Source organism: Roseivivax sp., from assembly GCF_054552075.1.
Genome location: NZ_JBTOLZ010000002.1, coordinates 222,709 through 242,763, shown reverse-complemented (window position 1 = coordinate 242,763; position 20,055 = coordinate 222,709). Strand labels below are relative to the sequence as shown.

At 67.5% G+C, this 20,055-nt stretch carries 17 protein-coding genes and 1 tRNA gene; 6 read left to right on the top strand and 12 right to left on the bottom strand.

Going from position 1 to position 20,055, the window contains the following annotated elements; all coding sequences use genetic code 11:
* Positions 1–3 precede the first annotated feature (3 nt).
* A complete protein-coding gene (locus ACX938_RS02635; protein WP_459429875.1) occupies positions 4–891 on the top strand; it encodes a formate/nitrite transporter family protein in 888 nt (295 codons plus the stop codon).
* 270 nt (positions 892–1,161) lie between these two features.
* Here the strand turns inward: ACX938_RS02635 and ACX938_RS02630 are convergent, their stop codons facing one another.
* The 8 genes from ACX938_RS02630 to ACX938_RS02595 all read right to left on the bottom strand — a co-directional run bounded on the left by ACX938_RS02630 (position 1,162) and on the right by ACX938_RS02595 (position 9,187).
* A complete protein-coding gene (locus ACX938_RS02630; RefSeq protein ID WP_232752281.1) occupies positions 1,162–1,635 on the bottom strand; it encodes a hemerythrin domain-containing protein in 474 nt (157 codons plus the stop codon).
* Between the two features lie 1,016 nt (positions 1,636–2,651).
* On the bottom strand, positions 2,652–3,587 hold the full coding sequence (locus ACX938_RS02625; protein ID WP_459429874.1) for an AEC family transporter: 936 nt from the start codon (positions 3,585–3,587) through the stop codon (positions 2,652–2,654).
* 19 nt (positions 3,588–3,606) lie between these two features.
* A complete protein-coding gene (locus ACX938_RS02620; protein ID WP_459429873.1) occupies positions 3,607–4,407 on the bottom strand; it encodes an MBL fold metallo-hydrolase in 801 nt (266 codons plus the stop codon).
* A complete protein-coding gene (locus ACX938_RS02615) occupies positions 4,404–5,207 on the bottom strand; it encodes a TatD family hydrolase (RefSeq protein WP_459429872.1) in 804 nt (267 codons plus the stop codon). The genes ACX938_RS02620 and ACX938_RS02615 overlap by 4 nt, the downstream gene beginning before the upstream one ends.
* 72 nt (positions 5,208–5,279) lie before the next feature.
* Positions 5,280–6,416 (bottom strand): DNA polymerase III subunit delta', encoded by a 1,137-nt coding sequence (locus ACX938_RS02610; RefSeq protein WP_459429871.1) that lies wholly within the window; start codon positions 6,414–6,416, stop codon positions 5,280–5,282.
* Positions 6,413–7,054 carry a dTMP kinase gene (gene tmk / locus ACX938_RS02605; protein ID WP_459429870.1) on the bottom strand — a complete coding sequence of 214 codons (642 nt, stop codon included), beginning with the start codon at positions 7,052–7,054 and terminating at the stop codon, positions 6,413–6,415. The genes ACX938_RS02610 and tmk overlap by 4 nt, the downstream gene beginning before the upstream one ends.
* Positions 7,054–8,220: a D-alanyl-D-alanine carboxypeptidase family protein gene (locus ACX938_RS02600; protein ID WP_232752275.1), complete on the bottom strand. Its 1,167-nt coding sequence runs from the start codon at positions 8,218–8,220 to the stop codon at positions 7,054–7,056. Before ACX938_RS02600 ends, tmk begins: the two co-directional genes overlap by 1 nt.
* A 67-nt stretch (positions 8,221–8,287) precedes the next feature.
* Positions 8,288–9,187 carry an SPOR domain-containing protein gene (locus ACX938_RS02595; RefSeq protein ID WP_459429869.1) on the bottom strand — a complete coding sequence of 300 codons (900 nt, stop codon included), beginning with the start codon at positions 9,185–9,187 and terminating at the stop codon, positions 8,288–8,290.
* Positions 9,188–9,390: 203 nt separating this feature from the next.
* On the opposite strand from ACX938_RS02595, the gene ACX938_RS02590 reads away from it, so the two are divergent.
* Positions 9,391–9,480: transfer RNA gene (locus ACX938_RS02590), tRNA-Ser, on the top strand.
* Between the two features lie 116 nt (positions 9,481–9,596).
* On the opposite strand, the gene nadC is transcribed toward ACX938_RS02590, so the two are convergent.
* Both nadC and nadA read right to left on the bottom strand, forming a co-directional pair.
* Positions 9,597–10,445 carry a carboxylating nicotinate-nucleotide diphosphorylase gene (gene nadC / locus ACX938_RS02585; protein WP_459429868.1) on the bottom strand — a complete coding sequence of 283 codons (849 nt, stop codon included), beginning with the start codon at positions 10,443–10,445 and terminating at the stop codon, positions 9,597–9,599.
* 116 nt (positions 10,446–10,561) lie between these two features.
* Positions 10,562–11,614 carry a quinolinate synthase NadA gene (nadA, locus tag ACX938_RS02580; protein ID WP_459429867.1) on the bottom strand — a complete coding sequence of 351 codons (1,053 nt, stop codon included), beginning with the start codon at positions 11,612–11,614 and terminating at the stop codon, positions 10,562–10,564.
* Between the two features lie 364 nt (positions 11,615–11,978).
* Between nadA and ACX938_RS02575 the strand changes: the two genes are divergently transcribed.
* Positions 11,979–13,100 carry a CapA family protein gene (locus ACX938_RS02575; RefSeq protein WP_459429866.1) on the top strand — a complete coding sequence of 374 codons (1,122 nt, stop codon included), beginning with the start codon at positions 11,979–11,981 and terminating at the stop codon, positions 13,098–13,100.
* Positions 13,101–13,116: 16 nt separating this feature from the next.
* Entirely contained in the window at positions 13,117–14,073 is a 957-nt protein-coding gene (locus tag ACX938_RS02570) for a hypothetical protein (protein ID WP_459429865.1), read from the top strand.
* A gap of 6 nt (positions 14,074–14,079) precedes the next feature.
* On the opposite strand, the gene ACX938_RS02565 is transcribed toward ACX938_RS02570, so the two are convergent.
* Positions 14,080–15,021, bottom strand: coding sequence for a LysR family transcriptional regulator (locus ACX938_RS02565; protein WP_459429864.1), 942 nt, complete (start codon positions 15,019–15,021; stop codon positions 14,080–14,082).
* 177 nt (positions 15,022–15,198) lie between these two features.
* Between ACX938_RS02565 and ACX938_RS02560 the strand changes: the two genes are divergently transcribed.
* Positions 15,199–17,097 (top strand): ABC transporter substrate-binding protein, encoded by a 1,899-nt coding sequence (locus ACX938_RS02560; protein ID WP_459429863.1) that lies wholly within the window; start codon positions 15,199–15,201, stop codon positions 17,095–17,097.
* Positions 17,098–17,289: 192 nt separating this feature from the next.
* The gene (locus ACX938_RS02555) at positions 17,290–18,219 is read left to right on the top strand and encodes a BRCT domain-containing protein (protein WP_459429862.1); all 930 of its coding nucleotides are present in this window, start codon (positions 17,290–17,292) and stop codon (positions 18,217–18,219) included.
* 90 nt (positions 18,220–18,309) lie between these two features.
* On the opposite strand, the gene ACX938_RS02550 is transcribed toward ACX938_RS02555, so the two are convergent.
* Positions 18,310–19,932: a glycoside hydrolase family 43 protein gene (locus tag ACX938_RS02550; RefSeq protein WP_459429861.1), complete on the bottom strand. Its 1,623-nt coding sequence runs from the start codon at positions 19,930–19,932 to the stop codon at positions 18,310–18,312.
* Between the last annotated feature and the right edge of the window lie 123 nt (positions 19,933–20,055).

Genomic DNA, 20,055 nt, shown 5'->3' with positions numbered 1-20,055 from the left:
GTGATGACCGACAGGACCGAGGAAGAGCTGAAGCAGGGCTACGGCAATCCGCCGCGCTATTCGCACGAGGAATCGGTCCAGATCGCCCGGCACCGGGCGCTGGCGCCCCGCGCGGTCTACGAGGTCGTGGCGCTGGAGGGCCGCGAGGAGCTGAAGCGCCCGCTCTGGTCGCTCTGGTGGTCCGGCATCGCCGCCGGCATCGGGATTTCCTCCTCGGTGCTGGCCGAGGGCATCCTGCACAAGGTCTTCGAGGGTTACGCCTTCCAGGGCCCGATCGAGAACATGGGCTACACCGTAGGTTTCATCCTGGTGATCCTCTCGCGGTTGCAGCTCTTCACCGAGAACACCATCACCGTGGTCCTGCCGGTGCTGAAGGACCGTTCGCCCAGGGTGTTTTCCTGCACCATGCGGCTTTGGGCGGTGGTCTTCGCGGCGAATCTGGTGGGCACCTTCGTGGTCGCCTTCCTGAGCGTGCATGGCGGCACCGTGGTGCCCGAATACGTCGACGGGATGATGAAGATCTCCGAGCATTTTGCCGAATACAGCGCCTTCGAGGCCTTCAAATACGGGGTGCCGGCGGGCTTCTTCATCGCCGCGCTGGTCTGGATGCTGCCTTCCTCGGAAGGGTTCGAGATCTTCGTGATCTTCCTCTTCACCTATCTCATCGCCATGGGCGAGTTCACGCATGTGATCGCGGGCTCCGCCGAGGCCTTCCTGTTGATGCTGGCGGGCGAGATCAGCGCCGGGAAGGCGATCTTCGGGCTGATCCTGCCGAGCTTCGCGGGCAACGTGCTGGGTGGGACGGGGCTCTTTGCGCTCCTGGCCTACGGGCAGGTGGCGCATGAGATCGACCCCGAGCTCGCCAATCCGCGGCGGCGGAAGAAGAAATAGGCGGGGCCGCGGGGGCGGAGCGCTGGTGCTTCGGTGCTTCGGTCTCGGGTGGTTTGCGTCTGTCGGGGCTGCGTGGGGTGAGCCTCTCGCCGCTTCTGGAGCGCGCATGAAATCCAACGGGTGAGGCTTCGAGCTGCACCCGCCACTCAGCACCATTTCTATGAAAATCCTGCGCGCTTTCTTGCGGCACATACAAAAAGCCCCGGCGCTCCTGTCTGAGCGGCCGGGGCTTTGTTGTCTCGGCGGGCGAGGGCGCGCGCGCCCCGCGTCTCAGTCCTCGAGCGAATCCGCGCGTTTCTCGTCCACGAGGCCCAGCTCCTTGGCCTTGCGCGCCTTGAAGCGCTGGCCGTAGCCCTCGATCTCGTCCTCCGGGATCACCTCGCGGGCGCGGCCGAAGACCTCGTCTTCCTCCTCGTCCATGTGGTGCTCGTAGTCGTGCTTCAGCGTGTTGAACTTGTTGAGCCAGCCCGGGCTCGACATGTCCATGCCGTTCAGCTCTTCCATGAGGTCGTCCATCTCGGCGTGTTCCTCGACCGAATGGCGCGCCGAATCCTGGCCCCAGGTCTTGGACATCAGCTTGGAGTAGAAGGTCTCTTCTTCCGCCGCCGCATGGCTCTTCACGTCGTAGAAGAACTCCTGCCAGGCCGATTGCCGCTCCGCGCTGTCGCCACTGGTGTCGGCGATCCGGGCGAGGAGCTCGCGGTGATGCGCGTGGTCGGCCTTGATGGCGTCGTAGATAGACATGGTGGCTGCGTCCTTGCTGGCTGGCGGGATGAATCGGTGCCGAGGCGCGCGGCCCTCCGGGCCGAGGTTAAGAAACCCGTCGGGTCGGGCGCGCATCGGCACCGGGTGAGAAACGTGAGACTCGCCCGCAGGTTCCCGGCAAAATTTTGCTGAGTGGGGGAAGGGGTGTTGGAGGCGTGCGGGTGAGGGGGTGGTTGGCGTGGTCGAGGAGGGGGGTTGGAGCGGACTAGGGGGCGCACACGCCGAGGAGTCCCTCAGGACTTCACGCGCGCGCCACACGGCCCGTGAGTTCCCCCTCACAGTCGCCACCCCACCGTCACACACGACGCACCCCATTCACACACAGCGCACCCCCTTGCGCCCGAATAGCACCGAAGGTGCCGGGCGCGCGCCGGACCGGCCCCTTGGGCCGGCGCTCCTGGGGATGACGTGCACAGCTGAACGCTAGCCCTGACCTTGCTGGGATAAAGCGCACAGCTCAGGGGGGCGGCAGCGCCGGCCCCCGGTCCGGCGCGCGCCCTCTGTGGGGAAGGGTGGAGAACGGGAAAGGGCGGGTGCAGAGGTTGGGAGATTGCTCTCGGCTTCGGCCTGGTCCTAAGCGGATACACCGATCTTCCGAGCAATCCGCATCCCCACCGTCATTCTCCCCCGACCTTGGAACGCCCTGCGCCCCCTTGCGCCCGAATAGCACCGAAGGTGCCGGGCGCGCGCCGGACCGGCCCGATGGGCCGGCGCTCCTTGGAGTGGCGTGCATAGCTGATCGCTTGCCCTGACCTCGCTGGGATAAAGCGCACAGCTCAGAGATCGGCAGCGCCGGCCCCCGGTCCGGCGCGCGCCCTCTGGTGCGAGGGGTGAAAGCGGGGAAGGGCGGGTTGAGAGGCCGGGGCTTACCCTCCGCGTCCGCTTGGTTCTTGGCGATCGCTCCTAACCTCCGAGCGAACTACAATCTCGGCGCGGCTTTTCCCTGACCTTGGACAGCGTTGCACCCCTTCCGCGCCGCTCCCCCTAGCCCCCCCTCACGGCAGCAGCGCCAGCCACAGCCAAGTCGTCAGCACCGACAGCGCGGTCGCGATCAGCACCGAGGAGGCGGCCACGCGTTTCGCCCGCCCGTACATGTTGGCGAAGACATAGGCGTTCACCCCCGGCGCCATGGCCGCGGTGATCACCGCCGAGCGGAACTCGTCCACGCTCAACCCGAAGCTCGTCCCGAGCGTCCAGGTGATCGTCGGATGCAGCACCAGCGTCACCGCGCAGACGAAGGCGATGATCCGCAGATCGCCCTCGGGCTTGTAGCGCATCAGCACCCCGCCCATGCCGAAGATCGCCGCCGGCAGGGCGGTGCGCACCATCATGTCGAGCGCGTTCTCCACCGGGCCCGGCAGGCCGATCGAGAAGATGTTGAAGACCGCGCCCAGGAGGATGCCGATCACCAGCGCGTTGTGCAGCATGGCGCGCAGCACCTTGCCGGGCAGGGCGGCGGCCGAGGCGCCATGGGCATGGGCGCGGGCGATCTCCATGGCGGTGATGCCGATGCCGTAGCATATCGGCGAATGCACCGCGATGATGGCGTAGTTCGCCTCGAGCGCATCGGCGCCAAAGGCCCGCTCGGTGATCGCCAGCCCCAGCAGCAGCGAATTGGCGAAGAGGCAGCAGAAGCCGATGGCGACCGAATCCTCCCAGTCGCGCTTGAAGAGGTAGCGCCCGGCGAGAAGCCCCAGCGTGAAACCGGTGATCGAGCCGGTGTAGAAACTGATCAACAGGCCCGCGTTGAACGACCCCTCGAGGTCCAGCGTCCAGATCGCGCGGAACAACAGGCAGGGCACCGCGAAGGTCTGGGTGAAATACATCAGCCCGTCGACGGCCTGCTCGGGAAAGACCTTCCGCCAGGCCGCGACATAGCCCGCGCCGATCAGGATGAAGACCGGCAGGATGACGTCGAGCAGCGCCTGCATTCAGCCCCGCGGGCCTCGGCTAGAGCGCATAGCGGATCACCATGCCGTCATAGGCCGGGGTGACGTTCTCGGGGGTCTCGCCCGCCACCGTCTCGTAGTCGAGATCCACATGCATATTGGTCAGCACCGCCCGCCGCGTGCCGGACTGGGCGATCCAGTCGAGCGACTGCGCCAGATGGGCATGGGTCGGATGCGGCTTGCGGCGGAGCGCATCGAGCACCCAGCAATCGAGCCCCTGCAGCGCGGTCCAGGCCTCGGAGGGGATCTCGGAGACATCCGGCAGATAAGCGAGGTCACCGACGCGGAAGCCCAGGGCGTCGATCGAGCCATGGGTGACCTCGAAGGGCGTCAGCTCGATCCTGCCGCCGGCGCCCTCGATGGCGATCGGGCCCTTGATCGTGTGCATGTCGAGGATCGGCGGATAGGGGCTGTCCTCGGGCTGCACGAAGGCATAGCCGAAGCGGGAATAAAGACTGTCCTGGGTGCCGCCATCGGCCCAGACCGGCAGCCGGGCGCGCATGTTGAAGACGATCATCCGCAGATCGTCGATGCCATGCACGTGGTCGGCGTGGGAATGGGTGTAGACCACCGCATCGAGCGCGCCGACGCCCGCGTCGAGGAGCTGCGCGCGCAGGTCCGGCGAGGTGTCGATCAGCACCCGCGTGGTGCCGACCTCGGTTTCGCGCTCGATCAGCATCGAGCAGCGGCGCCGCGCGTTGCGAGGGTTTTCCGGGTCGCAATCGCCCCAGAGCCCGCCCAGCCGCGGCACCCCGCCCGAGGAGCCGCAGCCGAGGATGGTGAAACGCAGCTCGCCCGTCATGCCGCCTCCGCCCAGGCCGCGGCCTTCCAGAACAGCCGCTCGAAATTCGCCTCGGTCTGCGCGGCGAACTCGGCGTAGGAGAGGCCGAAGACCTCGGCGCCGACCTTGGCGGTATGCACGGTATAGCCCGGCTCGTTGCGCTTGCCGCGATAGGGCGGCGGCGCGAGATAGGGGCTGTCGGTCTCGACCAGGATGCGCTCGGCGGGGGCCTTGGCGAAGATCTCGCGCAGCTCGGTGCTCTTCTTGAAGGCCGCGATGCCGGACATCGACAGGTAGAAATCCATCTCCAGCGCCCGTTCCGCCAGCCGCGCGCCGGAGGAAAAGCAATGCATCACGCAAGGGTAGGGCTTTTTCGCGAAGCCCTCCTCGAGGATGTCGCCCATGTCCTCGTCGGCGTCGCGGGCGTGGATGATCAGCGGCAGGCCGGTCTCCTGCGCCGCCTCGATGTGGATGCGCAGCGAGCGGCGCTGCACCTCGGCGCTCTCGGCGGTGTAATGGTAGTCGAGCCCGCTTTCGCCGAGGCCCACGAACTTCGGATGCCGCGACAGCGCCACCAGCTCCTCGACCGAGGTCAGGGGCTCTTCGGCGGCGCTCATCGGATGAGTGCCGGCGGCGTAGAAGACCGACGGGTTCGCCTCGGCGATGGCCCGCACCTGCGGCTCCTGGCGCAGCCGGGTGCAGATCGTCACCATGCGGTGCACGCCGGCCTCATGGGCGCGGGCGATGACCGCGTCGCGCGTTTCGTCGAAATCGGGAAAGTCGAGGTGACAATGGCTGTCGGTGATCCTCGGCACGCTCATGGTCCGTCCTTTGGGCTGCCTGCGGCTCTGCCCCCGCATATCTAGGATGGGGCAGGGCGGGTCAAGGCGGGGTCAGGCGCGGATGCGGGCGGCGGTCTCGCGCAGCTTCATCACCGTGTCGAAGACCAGCGAGGCGGGATCGACATTGACCGCGCGCCCGTGCCGGGCCCGGTCGCCGGCGACCTGGGCCACCTCGGCCCAGGCGCGGCCCGCGGCGGGCGAGGGGGCGAGCCGCTGGAAGACCTCGGCCTCGCCGGGCGCGGCGGGATCGCCGGGCGGATGGCCGGTCACGCCGGTCCGCGCGAGCCGCAGAAGCACCGTGTCGGTCAGCGAGAAGAAGAGGTCGAGCCGCTCCTCGCGCCCGCGCTGGGCCAGCGCCTCGGCCAGGGCGAGCGCCTTGGGGCGGTCGAGGTCGGGCAGGCTGCCCAGGACCTCCAGGAGCCGCTGGTAGAGCGCCAGCCCCTCGAGCCCGACAAGCCGCATGGCCGCGCCCACCGAACCGCCCGAGAGCGCCGAGAGCGCCTCGGCCTCGGTCGGGGCCAGCTCGGCGCCCGCGAGGTCGAGCGCCGCGCGCATCTCCTCGGGGCCAAGCGGGCTGAGGCGCAGCTCGCGGCAGCGCGAGCGGATCGTCGGCAGAAGCCGCGAGGGCTGGTGGCAGACCAGCAGCATGGTGGTGCGCGCCGGGGGCTCCTCCAGGAGCTTCAGAAGCGCGTTGGCGGCGTTCACGTTCATCTCGTCGGCGGCATCGACGATGACCACCCGCCGCCCGCCATCGGCCGCCGAGAGCGAGAAAAAGGACTTCAGCTTGCGCACCTGGTCGACGCGGATCTCGGCGGCGAGCCGGTCGCCCTTGTCGTTGGTGCCGCGCTTCAGGACGAAGAGCCCGGGCTCCGCGCCCGCGAGGCTGCGGCGCATGACCGGGTGATCTGCGGGCAGCTCCAGGCTTTCCGGGCGGGGCGGGGCGCCGAAAAGGCCGTCGTCCTCGCCCGGGTCGGGGGTGGCCAGCAGGAAGCGCGCGATGCGCCAGGCGAGCGTCGCCTTGCCGACCCCGCGCGGGCCCATGAGCATCCAGGCGTGATGCAGCCGCCCGGTGGTGAAGGCGTCTAGGAAGGCCTGTTCCGCCGCCTCCTGGCCGATCAGCCGGGGCGTCTCGGCGGGATGCGGGGCGCCCTCGACGGCGGTCGGATCGGGCAGCTGGGGATCGCTCATGCCGGGGTCTCGAGGAAGCTTTGCGCGATGCGCGTCACATCCGCGCCGATCTCCTCGGGCGGGCGGGCGCCGTCGATCACCCGGAAGCGCCTGGCGCGACGGGCGAGATCCAGGAAGCCCTCGCGCAGGGTGGCCTGCAGTTCGAGCCCGAAGCTCTCGAAGCGTTCCTCGGCGTCGGGCCGGGTGGTGGCCCGCGCCAGCGCCGCCTCGGGGTCCATGTCGATCAGGAAGGTCAGATCCGCCTCGATGCCGATCATCATGGCGTGCAGCGCATCCACCGTGCCGCGCAGCGCGCCGCGGGTGATGCCCTGGTAGACCCGGGTGGAATCGACGAAGCGGTCGCAGATCACCACCTTTCCGGCCTCGAGCGCGGGCTGGATGGTGCGCTCCACGTGGTCGCGCCGGGCGGCGGTGAACATCAGAAGCTCGGTCTCGGCCGACCAGCGGTCCGGGTCGCCGTTGAGCAGGAGATTGCGGATCTCCTCGGCGCCGGGGCTGCCGCCGGGCTCGCGGGTCAGCACCACGTCGCGGCCCGCGGCACGCAGCTCCTCGGCCAGGCGGCGGGCCTGGGTGGACTTGCCGCTGCCGTCGATGCCCTCGAAGGTCAGAAAGGCGCCGCGCGGGCCGGTTGGCACCATCACATGACGTCCTGCGGCTGCCCGATGCGCTTCAGAAGGACGCCCGCGACGGTCATCACCCGGGTGACGAAGCCCGCGCCGGGCACCGCGGCCTCGGCGAAAAGCGGCACCCGATGCTCGGGCAGGCCCTCGGGGCGCACGATCAGCTCGGCGAGCTGCTGGCCTTCGGTGATCGGCGCCTGCAGCGGGCCGGTGTAGACCACCTCGGCCTCGAGCGGGCCGCCGGTCAGGGTCGGCAGGAGAAGCGTTACATCGCTTTCGGTGACCAGCCCGACGCTTTCGCTGGCGCCCATCCAGACCTCGGCATCGGCGACCGAGCGGCCTTCCTCGACGATGGTCTTCTCGGCGAACTGGCGGAAGGCCCAGTTGACGATGGCCTCGCTTTCCTCGGCCCGGGCGCGCTGGCTCTCGAGGCCCGAGATCGCGAAGATCACCCGGCGGTCGCCCTGCTTGGCCGAGCCCACGAGCCCGTAGCCTGCTTCCTGCGTGTGGCCGGTCTTGAGCCCGTCCGCGCCGATCCCGAGCCCCAGAAGCGGGTTGCGGTTCGAGACGTTCTGCGGCGCGCGGCCGTCGAACTCGAAGCGCTGCTCCTCGAACATCTCGTAGAACTCGGGGTAATCCTCGATGATCCGGTTCGACAGCAGCACCAGGTCGCGCATCGACATGCGGTGGCCCTCGGCGGGCCAGCCGTTCGAGTTGCGGAAGGTGGAATTGGTCATGCCGATCTGCTGGGCGCGGCGGGTCATCAGCTCGGCGAAGCCGCGCTCGGTGCCGTTGGGCGAGAGCGCCTCGGCGATGACCGCGCAGGCGTCGTTGCCCGACAGCACGATGATCCCGCGAAGAAGGTCGTCGACCCGCACCCGGTCGGTGGTGTCGAGGAACATCGTCGAGCCGCCGTAGGACATCGCGTGTTCCGACACCGGCAGCCGTTCATCGAGGCTGAGCCGCCCGTCGCGGATCGCCTCGAAGGCCATGTAAAGCGTCATCAGCTTCGACATGGAGGCCGGCGGCAGCGCCTCGTCGGGGTTCTTGGCCAGCAGCACCGTGCCGGTCTTCTGGTCGAGCACGAAGGCGGCGCGCGCCGAGGTGTCGAAGGCCAGCGCCCCCTGCACGGAGAGGACAAGCGCCGTGGCGGCAGCAAGGAGGATCTTGGCGATCGCGGTCATGGGGCAGCTCCGCAGGCTGGAGTGGATCGGAACGATGCGGCGGCCCGGCGCGCGCCGGACCTGGCGGTCAGTTTGACACCGCATAGGCGTCGGTGAAACCCGATGCCTTGATCTTTGCAAGCAGGGCGTCGATCTCGTCGCGGGTCTGGGCCGGGCCGACGACGACGCGCCAGAAGGTCTTGCCCGAGGATTCCTGCTTCTTGACGGTGGGCACCATGCCCTCTTGCCGCATGGCGGTGGCGGTGTTGCGGGCGTTCTGCTCGATCGAGAAGATGCCGATCTGCACATACGGCTTGGAGAGCGCCGAGGCCTGGGCGCGCGCCGGGGCAGGGGCCTCGGGCGCGGGCGTCGCGGCTGCCGTCTGTGTCTCGGTCTCCGCCGTGGGGGCGGGCGTGTCGAGCGCGGCTGCGGCATTGGCGGCCACCGGGTCGAGCGTCTCGGCCTCGATCTCGCCCGCCGCACTCAGGGCCTCGCCGCCGGTCGGGGTCGCCTCATCGGCGGGCGCGGGCGTCTCGGGCCCCTCGACCCGGCGCAGCGCCACCACATGCAGGGTCACCGGCGCGCCGGCGAGCATGTTCAAGGCCGCCGCCGCGTCCGAGGAGACCTGGATCCGCGGCCCCGGCGTCTCGCGCTCGCGCTTGAAGAGCGCGCCGATCACATATTGGCCGTTCTTCTCGTTGCGGATGATCACGCGCTCGGGCTCGGTCACGTCGGGATGCGCCACCCAGACGCCGCCGAGCGAGGGCCGCCCGTCCCAGAGGCCCGCCTCGCGGACCTCGAAGACCTCGGGCGCCTCGACGTCGCGCGCGCCGGTCGCCGCGCGGCTGACCTCGTCGCCGCCGGCCTCGGCGGTCTCGGTGCCCGGTTTCAGGAAGCCCGGCATCGCCGCGCTGTCGCAGCCCGCGAGCGCCAGAAGCCCCAGGCCCAGCGCCGCCGCGCCGCCGATCCGCGAGAGAATTTCCGCCATGTCCCCGCTCCGCCTTGCCTGTGCCGCGCCTCGGGTCTTGCCTGCCCGGATCGCGGCCGCGTGCACGGCACATCTTGTGCCGCAAATGCGCCGCGAGCATAGCCGCGCCCGCCCGCCAAGAAAAGAGCGCGCCGCCCCATCGGCGATTTTCCCCGCCACGGCCGCTTTCAGAATCGCGCGGGCAGGGCTAAGCGAAGGCGGCCGGAGGAGTGGCAGAGCGGTCGAATGCACCGGTCTTGAAAACCGGCGTGCGTGAAAGCGTACCGTGGGTTCGAATCCCACCTCCTCCGCCAGCGCTGCGATTTTGGATTGATTCTGGGTGTGCGGCTGTCGCCGGAACCCTTTGTTTTCGGTGGCCTGACGACGCCCTCCCTCCCGAAGGATTTCTGCCTTCCAACCGCCCTGACCCTCAGATGTCGAGGCCGAGATCGAGCGTTGGCGCGCTGTGGGTCAGCGCGCCGACGGAGATATAGTCGACGCCCGTGGCCGCGACCTCCGCAATGCGGTCGAGCCGCATGGAGCCAGAGGCCTCGAGCCGCAGGCGGCCGTGGGTCATTGCGACCGCGGCGCGCAGGGTCTCGGTCGACATGTTGTCGAGCAGGACCGCATCGGCGCCGCCGTCCTCCAGCACTTCGCCAAGCTGGTCGAGGCTGTCGACCTCGATCTCGACGCGCACCATGTGCGAGGCCTGCGCTCTGATCGCGCGCAGAAGCGGGGCAATGCCGCCCGCCGCGGCGATGTGGTTGTCCTTCACAAGGATCGCGTCCGAGAGCGAAAACCGGTGATTGAAGCCACCCCCGTGCAGAACCGCCTGTTTCTCGACGAGGCGCAGGCCGGGGGTCGTCTTGCGGGTGCAGGTGATCCGGGCGGCGGTGCCCTGGGTCTCGGCGACATAAGCGGCAGTGGTGGTGGCGATCCCGGAGAGCCGGCCGGCGAAATTCAGCGCCACGCGTTCGGCGGCGAGGAGGGCGGCGGCCTCTCCCTCGATCTCCATCAGCACCTCGCCCGGGCGGACGCGGGCCCCGTCCAGGCAGTGCGTGACCACGGAGAGCGCCGGGTCGACAAGCTGGAAGGCCATCAGGGCGATCTGCATGCCCGAGACCACGCCCGCCTCTCTGCTCGTAAGACGCGCCCGGGCCATGGTGCCGGGCGGGATGACCGTCCGGGTGGTCAGGTCGCCCGAGGTCCCGAGATCCTCGAGCAAGGCGGCGCGGACCAGCGGGTCAAGGATCAGGTCGGGAAGGGGCGGGACGGGCATCGGGAGTGTTCCTTCGATCTGCGGTCGGACCGGGCGCGGCTTTTCGACGGGAAGGGCAGGGTGGGGAACCCTGCCCGAACGGAAGTTGCCTGAACGTCCTGCGGTCCGGCATGTCCTCAGGCCTGCGCCTGCCGGGACAGGTCGATCATCCGCTCCACGGCGCGTCGGGCGGGCTCTGCAAGGCTCGCATCGACCTCAACGGCGCCCTGCATGCTGTGCAGCGACCAGAGCACCTTTTCGAGGGTGATCTTCTTCATGTGCGGGCACATGTTGCAGGGGCCCACGAACTCCACCGCCGGATGCGCGTCGGAGATGTTCGAGGCCATCGAGCATTCGGTCACCAGCAGCGCCTTGCCCGGCTGCTCGCGGCTGACGTAGTCGATGATGCCATGCGTCGAGCCGGAGAAATCGGCCTCGGCGATCACGTCCGGCGGGCACTCGGGGTGCGCGATGATGCGGGTGTCGGGCTGCCACTCCCGAAACTCCTGCAACTCGCGCGCGGTGAACCGCTCGTGCACGATGCAGGACCCGTCGTGCCAGACCACGGTCTTCTGCGGTACCTGCCGGGAGACGTTCTGGGCCAGGTACTTGTCGGGCGCCATGATCACCGTCTCGGCGTCGAGCGCGGCGACGATCTGCGCGGCGTTGGACGAGGTGCAGCAGATGTCGGAGGCGGCCTTCACCTCGGCCGAGGTGTTCACATAGGTCACCACCGGCGCGCCGGGATAGCGGCGGCGCAGCTCCGCGATGTCTGCGGGCGTGATGCTCTCGGCCAGCGAGCAGCCGGCGTCCATGTCCGGGATCAGCACGGTCTTGCCCGGGTTCAGGAGCTTCGAGGTCTCGGCCATGAAATGCACGCCGCATTGCACGATCACATCGGCCTCGATCTCGGCGGCGGCGATCGCAAGCTGCAGGCTGTCACCGACCACATCGGCGATGCCGTGGTAGATCTGCGGCGTCATGTAGTTATGCGCGAGGATGACGGCGTTGCGCTCGGTCTTGAGGCGGTTGATCGCCGCGACATAGGGGGCATGCAGGGCCCAGTCAGCCGGCGGAACCACCCGGCGCATGCGCGCGTAGATGGGGCCCAGCCGGTCCGCGGTCTCTGGCGAAGGCGCAAGGTCGTAGTGGTCGCCGAGCGTCTCGGCGATAGCGGCGTGATCCAGCATGTCGGAGGAGACCTTCCCGGAAAATTCGTCAAACGGCTGAGCCTGAACGGCGGGGCTCAGGCGGGCGTGCCTTGATTAGACGCAAGTTGACGTAGGGGCAAGTTGTGGTTTTCTGGGCGGGCCCGCCCGCGTGTCGCGGCTGCCTCCGGTTTATGGACTGCGACGGCGCAACCGCGGTCCGTATCAGCGCGGCGGCGCTGAGGGGGCGGTTCAGGCAGCCCCGCTTTGGCCTGCGCGGCGCAATGGAGACCCGCGGCAAGCCGTGCGACTTAACAATCGGTTATGGCTTGGAGACATAGTTTGATTTGAGGTTATCAAGGGCAGGGGCGATCTATGTCAGGTAATGTGACGGAGACCTGACCCGATGGCGACATCCGAGCTTCCCCTGGCCCCCTTCGACCAAGCCCTGACCGGGCTGGTCATCGCGGGCGAAACCAATATCCAGAACCGCGAGAACCCGGTCTCGGCGCTGGCGGGCGTGCTGCCTGTGCTCGAGGCCGCGGATCTGCGGTTCCTGCATCTTGAAGGGCCTCTTTGCGAACCCTCCGAGGATCCCGCCGACCCGGACATCCCGCACAAGGAGCGCTGGCGGCATTCGCATCCCGACATGGTGCGGGCGCTGACCGACGCGGGCATCGATGCGGTCAGCTGCGCAAGCAATGTCAGCTATCCGCAAACCGCCGCGTTGCGCAGCGCGCAGGTCCTGCGCCAGGCCGGCGTGGCCTTTGCCGGCGTCGGTGAGACCCGCGCCGCGGCTAGGCGGCCGGCCATCTTCCGGCACGGCGATCTGCGCATCGGCGTTCTGAGCTTCACCACCGTCTTCTGGCCGTCCCGCCATGCCGCCGACCGCGATACGCCCGGCACGGCGGTGATCCGTGCGGGCACGGCCTATCGTCCCGGCCGCCGGGCCCTGGAGATGCCGGGCGCCCCGCCCGAGGTCGTCACCTGGGTCGAGCCCGCCGACGCCGAGGAGCTGCAGGCCGAGATCCGCGCTCTCAAGCAAGAGACCGACATCGCCATCCTGTCCTGTCATTGGGGGGTATCGAGCTCGCCTGAGCCGACCGACTACCAGCGCCAGCTGGCGCGGCTGGCCATCCACGCGGGCATCGACATCGTCGTGGGCCACCACCCGCATGTGATCCAGCCGATCGAATTCCACAACGGCAAGCCGATCTTCTACAGCCTCGGCAATTTCGCCTTCGATTGGCCCAAGATGCACGACCGCCACAAGGACGGTCTGATGTTGCGCTTCGACTTCGACGGATCGGAGCGGCGCCGGATCCGGCTGGTTCCGGTGATGCGCGACGCCGACAACCAGGTGACGCCGCTGAGCTTGTCGAGCGCCGATGGCGCGAGGATCGTCGCCCGCCTCAAGGAACTGTCGGGCGATGCCATCACCCTCACCGAAAACGCGCTGGACCTGACCCTGTCGGATCCCGCCGACGCCGCGCGGCCGAAACCGGACCTCGCACTGGAAACCCTCTGACCGAAAGGACCGCGACATGTCCGATATGCTGTCTCACTGGGCGATCTTCGAGGACGCCCGCAACATTGCCGCGCAGGACGACAAGTTCGATCCCGAACTGAGCCGCGTGATCGAAACCTACCTGGAGTACGCCCGCCTCGGCACCGTCTCGCGCGGGGGGAACCAGTGGATGGGCCCGATCATCAAGAGGGCCCGCGCCGCCTGGGGTGAGGCCGAGGCCCATCCCGCCCAGGACCGCAAGCTGGCCTATGCGCTGGGCGGCCTGCCGCACCAGGCGATCGACAATGTCATCAAGCCCTATCGCAACATGGTCGTGCGCCGCGACGAGGCGCATGACAGGCCGCTGGAGGCCGCCAACCGCTGGCTCTACGCCTACCATGACGCTTTCGTGCTGAAGAAGGTCTTCGGCGGCGGCGAGGACGGTGCCTTCTTCAACAAGTTTCTGCTGGCGGCGAACCCGACCTCGACCGGGCAGGCCATCGAGGACTACGCCCGCACCATGGTGCTGCGCGGCCTTCAGGGGTTACACACGCTGTCGCCCAATATCGAGGACATGGACGGCTGGCTCGATCGGAGCGTCGATTTCATCCAGCCGGTGACGATCGATATCGCGCGGCTCGTCGAGGGTTATGTCGATCCGGACCCCGACAAGATGCAGCGCTTCCGGATCGAAGAGGAATTCTACCGCGAGGACGACCCGGCCATTCAACTGGCCGAAGCCGTCCGGTCCGGTGCGCCGGTAGAGCAGGGCCGCATCGACGAGGTGGCGGCAGGCGCCGAGGCCAATCAAAGCGTCTACGGCCAGGCCCTGGCCATCGCTATCCGCTACATGCGCGAAGGGGCGAAGCTCTGGCGCGGCGAGACCGAGGAACTGGACACGCCGAACTACGATACCGCCCCGTTCTGGGCGGAGCAGGCGGCAAAAGGCCAGGTCCGAAAGCAGGATGTGTCGGCGGCCAAGGCCACCGGCTAGGCGCGTCTAACGGGGAGCGGGGATATGGGCGGCATGTTCGCTCATCCACCGCTCTCCGACCGAGCGCAGGTGAAAGATCAGCCGCTCGGTATGCTTCGACAGGATGCGATTGCGTCCATGGATCACGAAGCAGGAGGTCTCCACCGCGGGACGGAAGGGGCGGATCGCCATGCCGTCCAAGGGGATGGAGCCGACGAAATAAGGGTCGACCAGCGCCACGCCCATGCCCGCGTGGACGAATTCCGCCGCCAGGCGCGAGTCCGCGATCTGGACCGCGATGCGCCGGTCGATCCCGTGCTCCTCGAAAACCGCGTCGAGGGACCGGCTGAGCGGTGAGCGGCGCCCCATCGTGATCAGGTCGACCTCCGACAGAGCGTCGGGCGTGACCTCGTCGAGATCGGCCAGCGGGTGGTCCTCGAGCATGAGGCAGACAACGCCGCCGAGCGCGATCGGCACCGAGGTCAGATCCTCGACGTCGACGAGTCCGTGCACCAGGCCGATGTCGGCGTTTTCATTCAGGACCGAGGCCTCGACGCCCGCGCGGTTGTTCATCATCACGACCAGCGGCACCTTGGGGTGGTCGCGGCGCATCGCGGCCATGCTCTCGACGAGGAAGCTGTCGGCGATCATCGACATCGAGGCGATGCGGATCGGGCGGCCCCAGCCCGCCGCGAGGGCCGAGGTCAGCCGCTGGACGCTGTCGACATTGGTGAAGACACGGTCGAATTCTTCCGCCAGCAGAAGCAGCTCGGGTGTCGGGACAAGCCGCGAGCCGCGCCGCTCGAAGAGCTGCAGGCCCGTCCGGTCCTCCGCGTAGCGCACCATGCGGCTGATCGCCGGCTGCGAAATATTGAGCGCCTGTGCCGCCTTGCCCATAGTGCCGTGGCGCAGGATCGCCCACAGCATCTCCATTTGGCGCAGATTGATACGTTTGGCCGGGCCGCTCATGTCTACTCATAACATCCGGTTATCGGTGAACCAAGTGCGAGTATTAGTCGAATCGACAGATAGTGGATAATGTATGATTGTTAGCGCGTTTCAGGTGGGTCCGAAACCGGCCCCGGAGGAGCGGGCACACCGTGGCCAATGGAGGAGGACAGAATGGCACGCGACACTCAGACTCTCATGAGGACAGGCTTGGGCGTCACGCTCGCGGCCCTGCTTGCCAGCACCGGCACCACGGCGCTTGCGCAATCCGCGACGGGGCAGGCGCCCATGCTCGACGCCTTGGTGGAAAGCGGCGACCTGCCGCCGGTGGCCGAGCGGGTCGGCTCGGAGCCTTTCGTGCATTCCCCGGTCGAAGGGGTCCGCAGCTACGGCGGTACTCTCCGCCAGCTGTACTCGGGCGGGGGCGACGAAGCCGTGCTGTGGCTGTTCTACGGCTACGAGCCGCTTCTGCGCTGGAACCAGGACGCCGACGGCGTCGTGCCGAACATCGCCGAAAGCTACGAGGCGAACGAGGATGCATCCGTCTTCACCTTCGACCTGCGCGAAGGCATGCGGTGGTCCGACGGCCATCCCTTCACCGCCCATGACATCGTCTGGTTCTTCGATCACGTCCAGCCGGACGAGAACATCGACCCGACCAACCGCCTGCAGTTCCTGGTCAATCAGGAGGTCTCGGCGCGCGCGATCGACGATTACACCCTGGAAATCACGCTGGGTCAGTCCAACGCGATGTTCCCGATCCTGCTGGCGCAGCCCCATGCCAATTGGCTGGCGAACTATCCGCCGCATTACCTCGAGCAGTTCCACGGCGGGTTCAACGACGACGCCGGGGCCCTGGCTGCGGAGGAAGGCTACCAAAGCTGGTACGAGATGTTCCAGGACAAGCTCGATCCCTTCCAGAACATCGACAAGCCGACGATCAACGCCTGGGTCCTGACGCGCCCTGAATCCGACCCCACGCAGGTCGAATATGCGCGCAATCCCTACTACTGGAAGGTCGACGACGAGGGGAACCAGCTGCCCTATATCGACGGCGCCGTGATGGAGATCGTCGAGAACCGCGAGGTCATGCTTCTCAAAGCGGTCAACGGCGAGGTCGACTGGATCGCCCGCTACATCAATACCGCCGAGAACCGGCCGGTCTTCTTCGAGAACATCGAGCGCGCCGACCTCGACTACTTCGAGATCGTGGTCGCCCGGTCCTCGCCGATCCAGATCCACATGAACCGGACCGCGCAGGACCCGATCGTCCGCAAGGTGCTGAACGACCGCGACGTGCGGATCGCCATGAGCCACGCCATCGACCGCGAGGAGATCAGCCAGCTGATCTACGCGGGGCAGTGCAGCCCGGCGCATCAGACCTCTCCGCGTCCCGAGGAGGCGGCCTTCTACGACGAGGAGATGGGCACCCAGTTCACCGAACACGACGTGGCGCGGGCCAACCAGCTTCTGGACGAGGCGGGCTATGACCAGCGCGACTCCAAGGGGTGGCGCATGACGCCCGACGGCGAGCCGATCGCGATGATCGCCACGGTGCGGGCGGACCGCCAGCCCTATGTCGACATGATGCCCTTCCTGACCGAAGCCTGGCAGGAGATCGGTCTCAACGTCGAATGGCGCTCGGTGGAGAAATCGGCCAAGAACGCCTTCCGGGACTCCAACCAGCATCACATCCTGATCGATGACGGCGATGGCGCGTCCATGGGGGCCTACATCTTCCCCCGGGCCTATGTGCCGCTGCACCCCGACAGCGCCTGGATGACCGGCTGGGTGCATTGGGCGACCGGCGTGGGCAGCGATCCGCAGGAGCCGCCCGCGTGGATGAAAGAGGTCATCTCCCTGCACCAGGCGATGCAGAAGGAGCCGGACCTCGACCGGCAGAACCAGCTCTACCGCGACATCCTGGCGATCCACAAAGAGCAGTTCAACGTTCCCGGCATCTGCCTGCCGGCCAACAACATCGGCTTCCACACCAAGCGGCTGCGGAATGTGCCCGATGTGCTGCACGGCGGCACGGTCAACCTGGGCTTCCCGGGACCCGCGGCCCCCGAGCAGTTCGCGATCCTCGAAGAGTAACCTCCCTTACCTTCGAGCGAAGCAGCTGGGTGCGCCTCCGGGCGCACCCTTTGTCTTTGGGCCGGGCCGCGGTTCCGACCAGAATAATTGCCCGCGGCGTTCGAAATTAAATTTGCCTGACGTCCGGGCGCGCGGCATGATTTCCCGTATTGAGACTATGGTGAGATTATGACTCTTTCAAAACGTGCATTGATGGGTATTCGCGAACGCGAGCTCGAGGAGCGCTACAGCGCCTTCAACAAATCGGCGAACGACCGCAAGCGGGTGGTCTATTGGATCGGCTTTCTCGATGGGGCCCTGTCGTCGCGCGGGATCGAAGACGGTGAGGAAGACGCCCTTCTGGCCGAAGCCGGCAAGTTCGCGGAATTCTTCAATGATCCCGATGCCTCGGATTTGGCCGAGGACATTCGTGCCCGGTGCTTTTCTTCGGAAGACGACCTGATGGCCCAATTGAAGCAAGTCATCGAGGACAAGCGGGCGACCCTGGGCGCAGGGCGCACCTCGGCTGAGACCGATGTGTTGAACGAGTTCCTGGGCTTCTGCGCAGGGATCGTCTGTGATGGCCGGGTGCTGGAGACCGAGGTGCGCGCCATTCGCTGGCGCTTCAAGTCTTCCGACATCCTGATGCATGCCGCGCCCTTCGCGAGCCTCAAGGCCGCGGTCGAAGCCGCGCTGGAGGATGACATCCTTTCCGAGGAGGAGAGCGAAGAGATCCGCGAATGGATCGCTTTGCTGGTCGGGGATGGTTTCATCGATACCGGCATCCCTCACATCGGGACCGTGGCCAAACTCGACGAACCAATAACCGATCCCGATGACATCGCCCTGTCCGGTTCGGTGTTTGTGCTGACAGGTCCAATGCGCATGGGGCCGCGGTCTTACATCATCTCCGAAATCGAGAAGGTCGGCGGAATCTGCGCGCCCCGGACGACGACGAGGACCGACTATGTGGTGATTTCCTCTACCGCATCCCGACACTGGCGGACAACGCATTTCGGGACGAAGATCGAACGCGCCTTCGAGTTGATCGAGAAGGGGGAGAAGCTGCGTTTCGTCTCCGAAGTCGCCTTGCAGAAGGCCATCGAGGCTGCGGGTTCTGCGGCGAGCCTGGGCGTGGAGTAGCTTTCCGCTCGAAGAGTATTGACCACGGAGGTTACAGGTAGGGGTGAGCAAATACCCTGTCCGGGCCCCGCCGCGTGACCGGCGCTGCGATCACCTTTCCCGGCGTTCCGCCGCAAGCGGGCGATAGGTGAACCGGCCGAAGTGCGCTTCCGCCGCCGCGCCGGAGGTGTCGAAGGCCGCCATGCCCACGAAAGCCCCGGTGAAGGAGCCATGCGCTCCGCGCCCGCCCTCGTCGGAGATCACCGAGGCGTCGAGCACCGGGCCGATCGGCTGCCACGGCCCGTCCTGACGCCAAGAGAAGCGTTGCTCTGCGTGATCGACGCGCACGCGCAGCTCGACCGGGCCCGGCGCGATCGGCACCGGCTCGGGCAGGGGGAAGGACACGCGAGCGTCGGGGAAATCCCCGGCGCAGGACATCAGGACCAGTGCCCGCCCGATCCCGGGCTCGTGGCTGACCATCAGTGCGTGGTGCTTGAAGCGGTTGTAATAGGTCGTCAGGCCCGCGTTCTGCTGGTAGCTGACGGGGTCGAAACGATCGAGCCGCGCCTCGGCTTCATAGGTGAAGTCTTCCTGCCGGCGCGCGACCAGCGACTGTTCGAACCAGCTGCCGATGCTTTCCCGGCCGGTCAGGGTGAGCCCTTTCGAGACGCGAAAGATCCGCTTGGGATAGGGGGTGCGCAGCCATTGGAAGTCCAGGGGCAGGTCCGGTCCGGCGAAATCATAGGTCACCTCGCGCAAGGGTGCGGGCCGCACCGCGCCGGGGGCGGGCACCTCGCTGCGGACCCGTAGCCCGCCCTCTTCGAGCCAGGGCCAGTCGTCGCGCCAGACGATCCGCTCCAGACCGGTCTCACGCCCGAGCGGGCAGAACCGGCCCTTGCCGTCGGGGCCTGGGATCGGGCGGCCCATCAGGAAGCTGTGGTACTGCGCGCCCCAGTGGGTCTCGAGGTATTGCCCGTGCCCGGTGCGCTGTATGGGCGCCTCGGGATCATCCTTCGCGGTCATCAGGTAGCTCTGCGGGTGGGTCTCGAAGGGGCCGTGAAGCTCGCGCGACCGGGCGTAGGTCACCGCGTGGTCAAAGCCGGTCCCGCCCTCGGCGGTGGTGAGGTAATACCAGCCGTTGCGCTTGAAGAGATGCGGCGCCTCGGTCAGGCCCAGCTTCGTGCCGGCGTAGATATTCGTGACCGGGCCGGTCAGCCCCTTTTCGGGCGACCATTCCTGCAAGAGGATTCCGTCGAAACTGTCATGCGCGGGATTGCCGCCGGTGCCGGGACTGCGATGGTTCCAGCGCATGTTCACGAACCATTTCCGCCCGTCGTCGTCGTGGAAGAGCGACGGGTCGAAGCCCGAGGAATTCACGTACCACGGGTCCGACCATGCGCCCTCCACGGTGTCGCAGGTGGTGATGTAGTTGTGGGCGTCCTTGAAGTTGCCGTCGTAGCGTTTGACGTCGGTGTAAACGAGCCAGAAGCGCCCGTCGGCATAGCTGAGGCAGGGGGCCCAGATCCCGCAGCTGTCCGGGTTGCCGCGCATGTCCAGAAGGGCCGCCCGGTTGAGCGGTCGCGCGACCAGGGTCCAGTTCGCCAGGTCGCGGGAATGGAAGATCTGGACGCCGGGATACCATTCGAAGGTCGAGGTCGCGAGGTAGTAGTCCTCGCCTTTGCGGCAGAATGAGGGATCCGGGTTGAAGCCCGGCAAGACCGGATTGCGCAGCATGGGCGTGCTCCTTTGTTTGCGAGGCCGCGCGCGCCGCACGGCGGTGCTGCCGCGGTCAGCGGTCTGCCCCTGGGCGCGGCATCTCGCGGCGCGCCGGCACCAGCAGCCGCACCTGTCCCCGGG

Coding starts and splice junctions, on each gene's coding strand:
- ACX938_RS02635 (WP_459429875.1), top strand. CDS start 4: ATGACCGACAGGACCGAGGAAGAGCTGAAGCAGGGCTACGGCAATCCG.
- ACX938_RS02630 (WP_232752281.1), bottom strand. CDS start 1,635: ATGTCTATCTACGACGCCATCAAGGCCGACCACGCGCATCACCGCGAG.
- ACX938_RS02625 (WP_459429874.1), bottom strand. CDS start 3,587: ATGCAGGCGCTGCTCGACGTCATCCTGCCGGTCTTCATCCTGATCGGC.
- ACX938_RS02620 (WP_459429873.1), bottom strand. CDS start 4,407: ATGACGGGCGAGCTGCGTTTCACCATCCTCGGCTGCGGCTCCTCGGGC.
- ACX938_RS02615 (WP_459429872.1), bottom strand. CDS start 5,207: ATGAGCGTGCCGAGGATCACCGACAGCCATTGTCACCTCGACTTTCCC.
- ACX938_RS02610 (WP_459429871.1), bottom strand. CDS start 6,416: ATGAGCGATCCCCAGCTGCCCGATCCGACCGCCGTCGAGGGCGCCCCG.
- tmk (WP_459429870.1), bottom strand. CDS start 7,054: ATGGTGCCAACCGGCCCGCGCGGCGCCTTTCTGACCTTCGAGGGCATC.
- ACX938_RS02600 (WP_232752275.1), bottom strand. CDS start 8,220: ATGACCGCGATCGCCAAGATCCTCCTTGCTGCCGCCACGGCGCTTGTC.
- ACX938_RS02595 (WP_459429869.1), bottom strand. CDS start 9,187: ATGGCGGAAATTCTCTCGCGGATCGGCGGCGCGGCGGCGCTGGGCCTG.
- nadC (WP_459429868.1), bottom strand. CDS start 10,445: ATGCCCGTCCCGCCCCTTCCCGACCTGATCCTTGACCCGCTGGTCCGC.
- nadA (WP_459429867.1), bottom strand. CDS start 11,614: ATGCTGGATCACGCCGCTATCGCCGAGACGCTCGGCGACCACTACGAC.
- ACX938_RS02575 (WP_459429866.1), top strand. CDS start 11,979: ATGGCGACATCCGAGCTTCCCCTGGCCCCCTTCGACCAAGCCCTGACC.
- ACX938_RS02570 (WP_459429865.1), top strand. CDS start 13,117: ATGTCCGATATGCTGTCTCACTGGGCGATCTTCGAGGACGCCCGCAAC.
- ACX938_RS02565 (WP_459429864.1), bottom strand. CDS start 15,021: ATGAGCGGCCCGGCCAAACGTATCAATCTGCGCCAAATGGAGATGCTG.
- ACX938_RS02560 (WP_459429863.1), top strand. CDS start 15,199: ATGAGGACAGGCTTGGGCGTCACGCTCGCGGCCCTGCTTGCCAGCACC.
- ACX938_RS02555 (WP_459429862.1), top strand. CDS start 17,290: ATGGGTATTCGCGAACGCGAGCTCGAGGAGCGCTACAGCGCCTTCAAC.
- ACX938_RS02550 (WP_459429861.1), bottom strand. CDS start 19,932: ATGCTGCGCAATCCGGTCTTGCCGGGCTTCAACCCGGATCCCTCATTC.